The organism is Nannocystis sp. (assembly GCF_016714285.1).
Classification (GTDB): domain Bacteria; phylum Myxococcota_A; class Polyangia; order Nannocystales; family Nannocystaceae; genus Nannocystis.
Genome location: NZ_JADJNN010000004.1, coordinates 280,840 through 293,351, shown reverse-complemented (window position 1 = coordinate 293,351; position 12,512 = coordinate 280,840). Strand labels below are relative to the sequence as shown.

General features: G+C 73.8%; 13 protein-coding genes. 7 read left to right on the top strand and 6 right to left on the bottom strand.

Features of this window, described 5'->3' with window-relative positions; all coding sequences use genetic code 11:
* Positions 1-65 precede the first annotated feature (65 nt).
* Complete coding sequence (locus tag IPJ59_RS12195) at positions 66-638, bottom strand: hypothetical protein (RefSeq protein ID WP_293271703.1); 573 nt, start codon at positions 636-638, stop codon at positions 66-68.
* Between the two features lie 162 nt (positions 639-800).
* Here IPJ59_RS12195 and IPJ59_RS12190 point away from each other — a divergent pair, with 162 nt between their 5' ends.
* Complete coding sequence (locus IPJ59_RS12190) at positions 801-1,391, top strand: hypothetical protein (protein ID WP_293255715.1); 591 nt, start codon at positions 801-803, stop codon at positions 1,389-1,391.
* Between the two features lie 60 nt (positions 1,392-1,451).
* Here IPJ59_RS12190 and IPJ59_RS12185 read toward each other — a convergent pair whose 3' ends face one another.
* The 3 genes from IPJ59_RS12185 to IPJ59_RS12175 form a co-directional block, all read right to left on the bottom strand.
* Complete coding sequence (locus IPJ59_RS12185; protein WP_293271701.1) at positions 1,452-2,852, bottom strand: YihY/virulence factor BrkB family protein; 1,401 nt, start codon at positions 2,850-2,852, stop codon at positions 1,452-1,454.
* Between the two features lie 152 nt (positions 2,853-3,004).
* Complete coding sequence (locus tag IPJ59_RS12180) at positions 3,005-3,376, bottom strand: histidine kinase dimerization/phospho-acceptor domain-containing protein (RefSeq protein WP_293255721.1); 372 nt, start codon at positions 3,374-3,376, stop codon at positions 3,005-3,007.
* 344 nt (positions 3,377-3,720) lie between these two features.
* Positions 3,721-4,497, bottom strand: coding sequence for an NADH dehydrogenase [ubiquinone] iron-sulfur protein 5 (locus IPJ59_RS12175; protein ID WP_293255724.1), 777 nt, complete (start codon positions 4,495-4,497; stop codon positions 3,721-3,723).
* 161 nt (positions 4,498-4,658) lie between these two features.
* On the opposite strand from IPJ59_RS12175, the gene IPJ59_RS12170 reads away from it, so the two are divergent.
* From IPJ59_RS12170 to IPJ59_RS12160, 3 genes are all read left to right on the top strand, one after another.
* Positions 4,659-6,224, top strand: a complete 1,566-nt coding sequence (locus IPJ59_RS12170; RefSeq protein WP_293271699.1) for a protein kinase domain-containing protein — start codon at positions 4,659-4,661, stop codon at positions 6,222-6,224.
* Complete coding sequence (locus IPJ59_RS12165; RefSeq protein WP_293255730.1) at positions 6,214-6,855, top strand: hypothetical protein; 642 nt, start codon at positions 6,214-6,216, stop codon at positions 6,853-6,855. Before IPJ59_RS12170 ends, IPJ59_RS12165 begins: the two co-directional genes overlap by 11 nt.
* 142 nt (positions 6,856-6,997) lie before the next feature.
* Positions 6,998-7,894 (top strand): LysR family transcriptional regulator, encoded by an 897-nt coding sequence (locus tag IPJ59_RS12160; protein WP_293271696.1) that lies wholly within the window; start codon positions 6,998-7,000, stop codon positions 7,892-7,894.
* Here the strand turns inward: IPJ59_RS12160 and IPJ59_RS12155 are convergent.
* Positions 7,849-8,760, bottom strand: coding sequence for a ferritin-like domain-containing protein (locus IPJ59_RS12155; protein WP_293271694.1), 912 nt, complete (start codon positions 8,758-8,760; stop codon positions 7,849-7,851). The two genes, IPJ59_RS12160 and IPJ59_RS12155, sit on opposite strands and share 46 nt — an antisense overlap.
* On the bottom strand, positions 8,757-9,287 hold the full coding sequence (locus IPJ59_RS12150; protein ID WP_293271692.1) for a hypothetical protein: 531 nt from the start codon (positions 9,285-9,287) through the stop codon (positions 8,757-8,759). The genes IPJ59_RS12155 and IPJ59_RS12150 overlap by 4 nt, the downstream gene beginning before the upstream one ends.
* A 203-nt stretch (positions 9,288-9,490) precedes the next feature.
* On the opposite strand from IPJ59_RS12150, the gene IPJ59_RS12145 reads away from it, so the two are divergent.
* Genes IPJ59_RS12145 through IPJ59_RS12135 form a run of 3 tightly spaced genes read left to right on the top strand, consistent with a single transcriptional unit; the run spans position 9,491 to position 12,458 of the window.
* A complete protein-coding gene (locus IPJ59_RS12145) occupies positions 9,491-10,720 on the top strand; it encodes a carbohydrate-binding family 9-like protein (RefSeq protein WP_293271690.1) in 1,230 nt (409 codons plus the stop codon).
* A gap of 59 nt (positions 10,721-10,779) precedes the next feature.
* A complete protein-coding gene (locus IPJ59_RS12140; RefSeq protein WP_293271688.1) occupies positions 10,780-11,682 on the top strand; it encodes a hypothetical protein in 903 nt (300 codons plus the stop codon).
* On the top strand, positions 11,679-12,458 hold the full coding sequence (locus IPJ59_RS12135; protein WP_293271686.1) for a CAP domain-containing protein: 780 nt from the start codon (positions 11,679-11,681) through the stop codon (positions 12,456-12,458). Before IPJ59_RS12140 ends, IPJ59_RS12135 begins: the two co-directional genes overlap by 4 nt.
* The last annotated feature ends 54 nt before the right edge of the window (positions 12,459-12,512 follow it).

Below are 12,512 nucleotides of genomic sequence, written 5' to 3'. Positions count from 1 at the left end.
GGCTCTGGGTGCCGAGGGCCCCAGGACCTGGCCCTCGGAACAGGTCGCTGCGAACGCGGGGGTGCCTACTTGTTCGGGTTCTTCGGGCTGAACACTGGCGGCGGCGTGCCAGGGCCACCAGGAGACGGGCCGGGCGGCGGGGCCGGTGGGGCTGGTGACGGGGCGAGGCGAGAGGGTGGATCCTGGACCGGGGTGATGCGCTCGACTTCGACGTTGGTGACGCAGTAGGCGCCGGGCTGGCGCGCGTCGGGTGACTTGTCGAGGATGAGGAAGAAGCCGCCGGGGTTGCTGAACGCGGTGTGCAGGGCGGCGAAGGTGCGGTCGCTGATCTCGGGGCAGCCGCGACCCCACTGCACGCGGGCCGGACTGTCGGGGCCGTTGGTGCCGAGCGTGCGCCAGAAGGCGTGGAGGTAGCCGGCGCCGTTCTCCCAGACGACCATGTTGGTGAAGGTGACGGCGTACATGCGCTTGACGTCGGCGCTGGCGCGCGGGGACGGTCCGATCGGTGGCGACGGCGGAGGCGTCGGCGTTGCGGAGAGCGTGGAACTCACCGACGGTGCCGCCTGCACGCCGGGCGCGGCGAGGACAACCGCGAGGGCGAGGAGCAGGCGAGGACGGATGCGAGTTGCGGAGCGCATGCCCCGATTTGACCAATGGGTGCGCAGCTTGGCAAGCCGTTGCCGGGGATTGTCGGACCGGGCGCGCAGCCGTTATGCTGAGGCGTGCCTGTGGCTCTTGCGATGTGGCTGGGGTGCGCGGACGTCGCGTCCGCGCAGGGCGCTGGCGTCGAAGCGGCGCCGATGAATGCGAGCGGCGAGGTGGCCGCGGCGACCATCGCCGCACCGGAGGGGCCGGTGGTGCCGAGCACAGGGGCGCGGGCACCGGCGGTCGAGGTGGTGACGGCGAAGAAGGTGCGACACGACTGGTACCTGGGCTTCGCGTTCGGGCTCGGCGGCGGCAACCTGCGTGCGAAGGGGACGGGCACGGGCCCGGGCGTGGCGCTGACCGGGCTGCTGCGCGCCGGCGGGCGCCTGAGCGACAAGATAGCGCTCGGGGGGCTCGGGGTGACGAGCTTCGGCGGCGACAAGACGGCGCTGGTGGGCTTCTCGAACCTGCTGGCGGAGGGGCTGTTCTTCCCGATCAAGGGCCGCGGGCTCGGGCTGTCGCTGGGGCTCGGGTTGTCGTCGGCGTGGGTGCGTGTGCCAGGCAACGACGGGATGCTGATCGACAAGCAGACCAAGTTCGGCGCGGCCTTCGGGCTCGGGGTCGGCCACGACTTCTGGCTGGCGCGCCGCTTCAACCTCGGGCTGTGGCTGCGCGCCGACGGCAGCGCGGGCGGCTTCGGGGTGCGCGCGTCGGGGACGCTCGGGCTCGCGTTCTCGTGGTTTTGAGGACTCACACGGGCGCTGGCGCGTGCTCGCCGGGGCTCGCGTGCTCGTGGTTTTGAGGGCTCACACGGGCGCTGGCGCGTGCTCGTGGTGCTCGTCGTGGTTGTCGGCGATCGGGCGGTCGGCGCGGCGGCGACGCTCCTCGTGGATGAGGTCCATGAAGGTGATGGCGCCGAAGATCTCGCGGACGCTGCTGTCGAGGCGGGTGAACAGGGCGGTGAGGTGGTCGTGGCGCGAGACGTCGACGTCGCGGCTGGCGAACAGGCGCATGATCTCGAGGACCGTGAGCTGGTCGAGCGGACGGCCGGGCAGGTAGGCGGCCTCGGGGGCCTCGACGTGGAGCAGGATGCCGACCTGCTCGAGGCGGTTGACGACGCTCGAGAGGCGCGGGGCGTCGACCTGGAAGCGGGCGCCGAGGGTGCGCGCGGACAGGCCGGCGCCGACGCGGTCGTAATAATCGCAGATGGCGAGGACGAGGCGGCAGGCGAGGCGGGCCGCGCCGACGCCCTCGTCGGCGTCCTCGCGCAGGTTGGGCGGGACGTAGCCCTCGCGGCGGACCAGCGGGAGCAGCTGGACGACGCAGGCGAGCTCGACGGAGAAGAGGACGATGAGCCACGAGACGTAGGCCCACACGCAGAACACGGGCAGCGCGGCGAGGGCCCCGTAGGTGCCCTCGTAGCTGGTGATGTTGGCGAGAAAGAGGGCGAAGCCCCGCTTGCCGAGCTCGAACAGGGCGGCGCCGGCGAAGCCGCCGATGAGGGCGGCGTGCCAGCGGACGCGGGTGGCCGGCATGAGGCGGTTGAGGAGGATGAAGGCGAGGCTGGTGCTGAGGATCGGCAGCAGGCTAAAGCCGTGCTGCTCGGTGATGGTGGCGACGAAGGGGCGACCGAGGCTGAAGAAGATGACCAGCGGGGCGAGCGTGGCCAGGGTGTAGAACATCGTGAACTTGGCGACCGCGCTGCGGCGAAACTTGACGCGCCAGATGTCGTTGACGGTGCTCTCGATGGTGAGGAAGAGCAGCGAGGCGCCGGCGAGCGAGCCGAGGAAGCCGACGATGCCGAGGTTCTGTAGGGTGACGTTGCGGGCGAGCTCGTAGATGCCCTCGGTGATCGTGCCGGCGCGCTCGGGCTCGGGGATCAACATGCCGGCGATGCGGTTGAGGAAGTCGCGGGCCTGGTCCTTGCCGAGCAGGCCGAGCAGGGTGAGCACGAGGCCGGCGAAGGGGACGATCGAGAGGACGGTCTGGAGCGCGAGGCTCGAGGCGAGGGTGGCGGAGCGGTCGACCTGGATCCACCGGCGGGCGGCGTAGACGAGGACCAGCCAGGCCTCGCGCGCGCGGCTGACCTCGACCTGGGCGACCCGCGGGACCAGGAAGCGCGGCAGCCGGCGCAGGCGGTCGCGCACGGCGGAGTGCCGGGGCGGGTGCGCGAGGGCCGGGGGACGTGGCGGGTCGGGGTCGGACATGGCCGCGCCGCGACTCTAAACCATCGCGGGGCGGTGCGCTCTGGCGGTGCGCTCTGGCGGGCGCGGCGCTGTGGTGGGACGGCGCAGTGGCAACATCGCGGGGCGCGGCGCTCTGGCGGCGTTGGGGTGCGGCGCTGTGGCGGGACGGCGCTCTAGCGCGGCCCGAGCTTGTGCGGGTCGACGAGGTCGTCGAGCAGCGCGAGCAGGGCCTCGCCGGCGGTGCGGATGTTGGCGACGTCGTGGGCGAGGTCGTAGAGCTCGAGGGCCTCGAGGTCCTCGGCCAGCAGCTCGCCGTAGCCGATGATGGCGTCGAGCGGGCTGCGGACCTCGCGGTTGACGTCGGCGAGCAGCTGGGCCCGGGCGTCGCGGGCTCGCAGCATCTCGCTGGTGCGCTGCTCGACGGCGGCGGCGAGGCGCTCGTTGATCCGGACGAGCTCGCGGTTGGCGGCGCGCAGCTGCGAGAGCTCGGCCGCCATCGCGGCGGGGCTCGGCGGCAGACCCTCGGGCTCGTGCGGGCCGCTCACGCCGCACCGCCCGCGCGCGAGCGAGGCGCGACCCGGTGCTGGTCCCGGGCGGCCGGCGAGGTGCTCGACTCGCTGTTCGCGTTCTGTGTCACGCTCCGACCCTCGCCCGAGGCGGCATCCTATCAGCTCGGGCTGTCGCGCGGCGAGGCGGCAGCGTGCGCGCAAGCGAGCCCGTGTGGCGGTAACCAGGACGGGCACGCGAAGGAGCAGCGTTCGCACGGTGTTCGCCGCGGTGAGGTCGTCAGGCGACGCTCCCCGGGGAGCGATCGAGCGGCGAGGCGATCAGGCGGCGATCGAGCGGCGATGGCGAGGCGATCGGCGATGGCGAGGCGATCGGGGGCCGGCTAGACCGCCTGCGCCGCGGGCATCTTGGGCGGCTTCTGCATGCGCTTCTGGGCCCGGGCGACCTGCTCACGCAGCGGCTCGGCGAGGCTCTCGAGGTTCTCACGCAGGGCGCCGAGCTCCTCCTCGAGCTTGCGCACGCGCTTCTCCGGGAGGCCGTCGATGTCGGGCAGCAGCTCGGCGAGCTTGCGGGCGCAGGCGGATGCCTTGGTGAGCAGCTCGAGGTGCTCGGCGCCCTTGGGTCGCGGGTGCAGGACGGAGTCGAAGCGCTTGCGCAGCTCGGCGACGGGCTGGCCCTCATCGAACACGGCGGCCTTCATCTCGCGGACGAGCTCGGGGTCGCGGGGTGCGGGGGCGCCCCTGGGCTTGCCCTTCGGCTTGCCGTCGGCGTCGCCGTCGAGCTCGTCGAGCTCGTTGGCGGGCGGACCGACGGCGCGGGAGAAGTAGTCGACGGCGTCGTAGCTTGGGATCGCCTTGGCCACGCCGTCCCACTCGAGGACCTCGGGGGCGTGGGTCTGGATGGTGTTGTAGCTGATGGTGAGCTTGTCGACGGTGGCGCGCTTGAGCGTGAGCTCGCGGCTGCAGTAGTCGTAGAAGTCCTCGAAGCCCCAGCGCGCGTAGCCCTTGCTGGCGCGGACCTTGGTCAGGGCCTCGGCGAGCTCGATCCAGGAGCGCTTGAACTTCTGGGTCCGCCGCACGACCTCGAGGCGCTGGGCGTCGCCGCCGGTCTTCTCCAGGAGCGCGGCGAGCTCGTCGATCTTCTTGGTTCCCGTGGCCACGGGCCGCGATATAGCACCGGCGCGCGCCGGATGATACCGTGGCCGACGCGGTCATGGCGGGGCAAGGCGGCGAGATCGCGGGCACGGCCGCAGCGGTGAGGTTGGCTTCGACGACGCCTGCGAATTTGCCGGACGGCGATCCCCCGTTTGTCACGGTGACGATGGCTCCGGCGACGACCGTGAAGCTGGCGCCGAGTCTGCCGGCCGGCGATCCCCCGCTGGCGCCGGGGACGGTCATCGACGGGCGCTACAAGGTGATCGCGGAGCTCGGGGCCGGGGGGATGGGCCGGGTGTACGCGGCGGAGCACATGTTCCTGAAGCGACCGATGGCGCTCAAGCTGCTGCGCCGCGGGCTGGCGACCGCGCCGGAGGCGACGGCGCGGCTGATCCAGGAGGCGACGCTGGTGGGGCAGGTGCCGCATCCCGCGGTCGTGCGGGTGTTCGACTGCGCGGTGCTGGCGGACGGGCAGGTGTACCTGGCGATGGAGCTGCTGCGCGGCGAGAGCCTCGAGCAGCGGCTGCGGCGGCCGGGCGACGCGGCGGAGGTGGTGCCGCTGCTGGCCGAGCTGGCGCGCGGGCTGGCGGCGGTGCACCGGGTCGGGGTGGTGCATCGCGACATCAAGCCGGCGAACGTTTTTTTGGCGAGCAGCGAGGCGGGGGTGCAGGCGAAGCTGCTGGACTTCGGGGTGGCCAAGCTGCTGCCGGGGGCGGAGATGTCGGCGGAGGCGTCGGTGCGCACGCAGGCGGGGGCGGTGCTCGGGACGCCCTACTACCTGGCGCCCGAGCAGGCGCGCAGCGGGACGATCGACGGGCGGGCGGACCTGTATTCGCTGGGGGTGATCCTCTACGAGACGCTGACCGGGACGCTGCCGTTCCTGGGCGAGAGCTTCATGGCGATCCTCGCCCAGCACCTGCACAATGTGCCGCTGGATCCGCGGCAGGCGGCGCCGGAGCGGGGGATCCCCGACGGGGTCGCGCAGCTGACGATGCGCCTGCTGAGCAAGGACCCGCAGCTGCGGGCGCGCGACGGGGACGCGCTGGCCGACGAGCTGACGGCGCTGATGATCGCGGAGGGGGCGGCGCTGCGGCGGGTCGTGATCGGGGGCGGGAGCCTGTCCGCAGGGACAGGTGCGGCGACGATCGGGGTGGCGACGATCGGGCTGGCTGAAGGGACAGGCGCGGCGACGCAGCAGATTGACGCTGGGCTGTCCGGAGGGACAGGTGCGGCGACGCGGCCGATCGACGCTGGGCTGTCCGGAGGGACAGGTGCGGCGACGCGGCCGGTTCGGCGGGGGCTGGGGCTCGCGGCGGTGGTGGTCGTGATCGTCGCCGGGATCGGCTGGACCGCGGCGCGGACGATGCGGGGCGCGACCGAGGCTGGGAGCTCGGGCCCCGCTCCGACAGGCGAGGCCGTGACGCAGGCGGCTTCGCCAGCGGAGGGCGGGCCGCGGGCCGGGCCGCGGTCGGGGGCCGCGACGCCCGAGGCTGGGGTTGCGAGGGTCGGGAACAGCGCGGCGAAGGACGGCGCCGGGGAGATCGCGGGGGACGGCCCGGCGAAGGACGTCGGTTCGGCGGGGGCGGCGAGCGGGGTGCAGGAGGTCGTCGGGGCGCCCGCGACGAGGCCGAGGCCGGGCAAGAAAAAGCCGCGCGAGGGTGGTACAAAGCGGACTCCACCGCCGAGCACCGGCGGCGATCCGCCGCTCAAGCCGGATGTCTATGACCTCTAAGCCGTGTTCGTTCGTCGTCTGCCTCGCCCTCGCGTTCAGCCCGGTCACGCTGCGAGCGGCGGCGCCGACGGGCGAGGCAGAGCCGGCCAGCGTGGCGGCGGCGCTCGCCAGCGGTGACCTGACGGCGGCGCGCAGCCTGGCCGAGTCGGCCCGCAAGGCGGCACCGAGCGCGGCGAGCTGGGCGGCGGAGGCGGAGGTGTGCGAGCGTCAGGCGGACTTCGCCTGCGCCCGGACGGCGCGGACGCAGCAGCGCGACCTGGCGGCCAAGGGATCGCCGGAGCGCAGCGAGGCGGCGGCGGAGCTGGCTGACCTCGAGGACATGTCCCGGGGGACAGTCGCGGACGAGCCGGCGTCGACGCGGCGCGCGGCGCTCGACCAGGCGCGAAGCGAGCGCGAGCAGGCGCTGCTACCGAAGCCGGAGCCGGTCAAGCCGAAGCCGGCAGCGCCGCCGCCGAAGGAGAAGATCGCGAAGAAGTGGTACTTCTGGGTGACGATCCTGGCGATCGCGGCGAGCGGAGCGGCGATCACGGCGTTCGCGGTCAAGGCGGCGAAGGACGATCGGCCCGATGACCTCGACGCGAACGCGGGGCGGGTGCGGCCGCCTGAGCAGGGGTTCGGGATCAGGTTCTGAGGTGGCGGATGGGGCCGCCGATGAGACGGGGAAAGGCACGTCGGGACCGTACTGCGGGAGGGCTGGCGCGACGAGAGGTGTCGGGGTTCGTGGCGGTGGGGATTATTGCCTGCGGCGGCTCGCGCTGGCGGATACTGCCTCGATGGATCTGCCGGCGATCGAGAGCCTGCGTTGCTTCGTCGCGGCGGCGGAGCGGCTGAACTTTCGGGCGGCGGCGAAGGTGGTCGGCCTGACGCCGGCGGCGCTCAGTCAGCGGATCCGCGTGCTCGAGGAGCAGCTCGGGGCGGGGCTGTTTCAGCGGACGACGCGGTCGGTGCAGCTGACGCCGGCGGGGTTGGCCCTGCTGCCGCGGGCGCGGGCGTGCCTGGGCGAGGCGGCGGCGTGTGTGCGCGCGGCCCGGGGCGAGGGCGCGCCGGCGCCGGTGGAGCTGACGCTCGGGACCCGCTTCGAGCTGGGGATGTCGTGGATCGTGCCGCTGCTGCCGGGGCTGCGGGCCGCGCTGCCGCAGCTCACGATGCACCTGTTCTTTGGGTCAGGTCATGAGATCACCGAGCGGCTGCGGGCGGGGCTGATCGAGTGCGCGGTGACCTCGACGCAGATCCACGATCTGCGGCTGGTCGGGGCGCGCCTACACGAGGAGCGCTACGCGCTGGTGGCGGCGCCGGGGCTGCTGCGGCGGCGGCCGCTGACGCGGCCGGAGGAGGCGGCCGGGCACGTGCTGCTCGACATCGACGCCGGGCTGCCGCTCTATCGCTACTTCAGCGAGGCCGAGGGGGCGCCGACGCTGCCGCGATTTGCGGGGCACCGCTGGCTCGGGCTGGGGGCGGCGGTCAAGGCGATGGTGCTGGCGGGCGAGGGGGTGGCGGTGCTGCCGGAGTACATGATCGCGGCGGAGCTGCGGCTGCGACGGCTGCGGCGGCTGTTCCCGCGGGTGGTGCTGCGCGCCGATTATTTTCGCCTGGTATATCGCGGGGACGATCCGCGGGCGGAGATCTATGGGGCGCTGGCGGGGCTGCTGGCGGCGGCGCCGATCCGCTGAGCGGCTCGCCACGCGCCCACGGCGTCGAGGCCGTGGGCTTGCAGGCCGGGGACGATGATCTGCTCGACGGTGGCGAAGAACAGCTGGCGGGCGCCGAGGCCGTCGCAGACGCCGATCGCCTCGGCGGCGGGCGAGGGGGCGGGGCGCGCGGGGAGGTGGGCGAGCTCGTGCTCGACGAGGTGGGCGAAGGCGAGGACGAGGTAGTCGTCGAGGCGGGCGCGGAGGTCGGGGCCGAGGCGCGGGGCGCAGTCCTCGAGCAGGCGCCAGCCGGAGCGGGCGTGCTGGACCTCGTCGGCGACGATCTGGGCGAGCAGCGTGGCGAGGGCGGGCGGACCGGCGGCGCGGCGCTCGGCGTCGATGAGGGCGACGGCGACGGTCTCGCTCAGGCAGGAGATCGAGAGGACGTTGCGCAGGGCGGCCTCGAGGGGGTCGGCGTCGGCGTGCTCGGGGACCGCGGGGAGCTCGGGCAATTCGGCCGCTGGGGCGCCGCCGAGGGCCTCGACGACGGCGGCGCAGAGCTCGGCGTGGCGGTGCTCGTCGCCGACCATGCGGGCGGCGGCGCGGGCGTCGGTGGGGCGACCGGCGCGGGCGAGCTGGCGCTCGAGGCTGGCGAACACGCGGGCCGAGACGTGCTCGTTGATCATGCGGCCGCGCCAGGTGGCGATCGCGGACAGGCGAGCGTGGTCGTCGAGGCCGGCGAGCTCGGCGGTGGTGAGCGTGAGGCCGACGCGTCGGGCGGCGCCGGCGAGGTCGAGGTGGGCGCGTCGGGCGGCGCCGGCGAGGTCGAGGTGGGCGCGTCGGGCGGCGTCGGCGAGGTCGAGTTGGGCGCGACGGGCGGCGCCGGCGAGGTCGAGGTTGGCGTTCACGCGAGCACCTGCCGGGCCCGGCGGGCGGCCTGTAAGCGGCCGTCGGCGACCGGGGGCGCGGGGGGGCCCCAGGGGGTGCACTGCGGGCTGGGCATCCAGTTCTGGGCCTCGCAGCAGGCCCAGTCGACCTCCATGGTGGTGCGGTCGAGGAAGCAGTCGTCGAGGCCGCCGGTGCCGGTGGCGTCGCTGGTAGTGGCGTCCGTGCCGCTCGTGGTGGTGGCGTCGGTGCCGCTCGTGGTGGTTAGGGTCGTGCTGGCGTCGGTGAGGAGGGTGTCGCCGCTGGTCGTGCTGCTGGTCTGGGCCGGGTCGTCGTTGGTCGAGCCGGGGTCGCCGGTGGTGGGGGCGAGGCTCGTGCTGCTGTCGGCGGCGGTGAGCGAGGTGTCGCTGTCGCCGATGCTGTCGTCGTTGCCAGCGCCGTCGATGGGGCCGCAGGCGCAGGCGAGGGTGAGGAGTAGGCCGGCATGCAGGCGGGGTCGACCGACGAGGCCAGCCGCGGCCGAGAGGGCGCGCTGTTGATGGGCGAGCAAAGGGCGAGGGTGGAAGGACATAAGCGAGGCTCCGATCGCAGTGTGGGCCGCGCTGTGGGGCTGGGGAAGCGATCTTTGGTTGCCGGGATTGTTCGGCGGGGGTTGATAATCGGCGTGATGTCCTGCGCGGGTGCCGTGGGGGTCTTGCGGGCGTGGCGTCCTGCTCTGGACAGGGGGCGCGGCGCGTGATGTTCTGCGCGTGGGTGCTCGTGCGTAGGTACATGGCTTCGTTGCTGGTCGGCGTGGTCGCTGGTTGTGGCGATGACGTCGCGGCGCTGGCCGAGAGCCCGGCCGAGCCGACGAGCTGGGCGAGCGGTGAGTCGTTCGCGGGGGATATTGTGTTTTTCGAGGGGGTGCGGGTCGGGGCGCGCGTGGTCTCGCCGGCGCGGGTCGAGCCGGGGTCGGCGGTGACGGTGCGGGCCGGGTTGACGGGGCTGCCGGATGGAGTCGAGGCGTGGGTCGGATTGCGGGCGCCGCGGGCTGCGGGGCGGCAGGAGGTCGCGGGGCAGTCGCGGCGGCTGGTGGCGCCGGGGGCCGATCGGCGCGACCGCTGGGTGCGGGCGACGGTGGTGGATGATGTGATGACGGCGACGCTCGAGCTGGCGAGCGAGTGGCACGCGGAGCAGGCGGTGCTGGTGCTCGAGTTGCGGCGTGGTGCGTCGACCTTGATGGCGCGCAGCGGGCCGCGGCTCGATCGTGGCGCGGGCGTGCTGGCGGTGCTGCCGGTGGTGACGCGGCCGACGCGGGTGACGGCCACGCGGGTGCGCGGCGTCGTGGTCGACGGGACGATCACGGAGGCGGCGTGGGTGGAGCGGCCGACGCTGTTGCTGGCGCAGAGCCTCGATGGTGAGCCGGACCCGACGGCGACGGCGGTGGAGCTGCAGGCGATCGGGGACGATGCGCTGGCGCCGGGGCGGGGGACGATGGTGCGGATCGGCTGGGATGACGCGGCGCTGTATGTGGCGGCGAGCCTGCCCGATTCGGATCTGTGGAGCGAGTACACGGCGCAGGACGATCCGTTGTACAGGCAGGAGGCGTTTGAATTTTTCGTCGCGGCGAGCGGCGAGGGGACGCGATACCTCGAGTATCAGGTGTCGGCGCGGGGGGTCACCTTCGACGCTCGCTTCCCGCGTTACCGGGCGGGCGACGAGGCGTGGGACTCGAGCTTTCGTGCGGCCGTCATGGTGGCCGGGACGGTCGGGGCGGCCGACGATCGTGACCGCGGGTGGTCGACGGAGCTGGCGATCCCGTGGTCGGAGCTGTGCGCGGAGACTGGGCTCGTGTGCCCGCCGGCGCCGGGAATGCGGCTGCGCGTCAACGCGTTCCGGCTCGAGCGGCCGGATCGCAAGCGCACCGATGCGCTGGCGTTGAGCCCGACCCGCGCGCCGGACTTTCACGCGTGGGGCAACGCGGCGGAGCTCGAACTGCAGTGATGCACCCACGAGACGAAGCACGTATGGTGGGGGTTGTGACGGCGCGACGCTGGGGGCTGATGGTGGCCCTGTCTCTCGGGACAGGTTGTGCGGGTGGTCCGGGCGGCGCGAGCGGGGCCGGGTCGGGCCGCGGTGGTGGTGCTGGCGAGGCGCTGGCGGACGGGGCCACGGCGGCGCCGGTGGTCGCGGGGATCTCGGTGGAGGTGGTCGAGGTCAAGCTGCCGGGGCCGGCGGCGCAGCGCTACGGGGTGCCGGTGGCGCAGACCTTGACGGCGGCCGAGCAGGCGCTGGTCGATGGGTTGCAAGGTGGGGACGTGCGGCACGAGCCGGGGCTCAGTCGGGCGGCGCGGGAGCTGGCCCGCAGCGCGCCGGACGGGAGCACGGTGCCGGGCTCGCTGGTCGACGGGGTGATGGCGTGGGCGGGGCTCGTCGATCCGCCACCGCGGCTGGCGGTGGTCGAGCTGCCGGCCGGCGGGGCGCCGTGCGGGGCGCAGATCAGCGAGTCGTGTCGTGAGGCGTTGCGCTCGGTGATCACGGCGACGCGCGCGGGGCTGCTGGGGAGCGGGCCGCGGTGGATCGGCGCGGGCGCGGCGGCGCAGGCGGACGGGACGACGCGGCTGGTGGTCGCGGTGTCGGAGCGCGGGGCGCAGATCGATCCGTTCGCCAATCAGGTCGCGGTGGGCGGGACGATCGCGCTCAAGGGGCGGCTGCTCGGCAAGCGGAGTCAGCCCTCGCTCGAGGTTGTCGACGCCGAGGGGCGCTGGACCACGCTGGCGGCGCGGGTGAATCGCGGCGAGTTCGCGGCGCAGCTGCGCTGCGATCGCGGGCGCGGGGCGTATCAGGTCGAGCTGCTGGCGGAGGGGGCGTACGGTCCCGAGGTGGTCGCCAACTTCCCGTGTACTGCGGTGTCAAGGCGCCGCTGTCGTTGCGGGTGGAGGTCGAGCGGATCGGGCCGGAGGTGAGCGCGCAGGACGTCGCGCGCTCCAACTTCGCGGCGCTGAACAACACGCGGGCGCGGCAGGGGCTGGCGGCGTTGCAGTGGGACAACGCGGCGGCGGCGGTGGCTCTCGGGCACAGCCAGGACATGCTGTCCCACAACTTCGTGGGTCACGACTCGCCGACGAGCGGCGACGTGGAGGCCCGGTTTCGCCGCGCGGGGCTCAGCATGGCGGTGGTGCGGGAGAACGTGGCGCGCGGCTACGGGCCGCGGGGGATCCACGAGAGCTTGATGGCGAGCCCGGGGCATCGGGTCAACATCCTCGCGGCCGACGTCACGCACGTCGGCATCGGCGCGGTGATCGGGGCGCCGGAGACGTCGGCCGCCGGGGCGCCGCGGCCGATCTTTCTGACGCAGAACTTCTACGCGAAGCTCGGGGCGGACCTGCCGGCGGATCCGGTGGCCGGGTTGCGGGCGCGGGTGGACGGGCTGCGGGCGGCGGCGGGGCTGCGGCCGGTCGTGTGGGACACCGCGCTGTTCGGGCCGTCGCAGGCGCTGGCGGAGGGCATCGCGGCCGGCAAGAAGGCGGCGGCGGAGCAGCGTTACGACGCGGCGATCGAGGGGCTCGCGTACCAGACCATCGCGCATCACGAGGTGCTCGCGCCGAACTTCGCGGCGCTCGACGGGCTCGCGGTGTGGAAGCAGGCGTCGCTCGGGGCGGCGGGGCTCGGGGTCGCCCAGGTGAAGCAGGGCAAGGACAGCGGCTCGCTGGTGGTGATCGTGACGCTGGGGACGCGCTGAGGCGGAGCGGGCACGCGCTGTGCACTCGCGCGCCTTGACCCCTGTAGGGCCCCG

Excerpts from the sequence above, each read along its gene's own strand:
- IPJ59_RS12170 (WP_293271699.1), top strand. The coding sequence starts at position 4,659 with ATGGCTCCGGCGACGACCGTGAAGCTGGCGCCGAGTCTGCCGGCCGGC.
- IPJ59_RS12165 (WP_293255730.1), top strand. The coding sequence starts at position 6,214 with ATGACCTCTAAGCCGTGTTCGTTCGTCGTCTGCCTCGCCCTCGCGTTC.
- IPJ59_RS12140 (WP_293271688.1), top strand. The coding sequence starts at position 10,780 with ATGGTGGCCCTGTCTCTCGGGACAGGTTGTGCGGGTGGTCCGGGCGGC.
- IPJ59_RS12190 (WP_293255715.1), top strand. The coding sequence starts at position 801 with ATGAATGCGAGCGGCGAGGTGGCCGCGGCGACCATCGCCGCACCGGAG.
- IPJ59_RS12160 (WP_293271696.1), top strand. The coding sequence starts at position 6,998 with ATGGATCTGCCGGCGATCGAGAGCCTGCGTTGCTTCGTCGCGGCGGCG.
- IPJ59_RS12195 (WP_293271703.1), bottom strand. The coding sequence starts at position 638 with ATGCGCTCCGCAACTCGCATCCGTCCTCGCCTGCTCCTCGCCCTCGCG.
- IPJ59_RS12185 (WP_293271701.1), bottom strand. The coding sequence starts at position 2,852 with ATGTCCGACCCCGACCCGCCACGTCCCCCGGCCCTCGCGCACCCGCCC.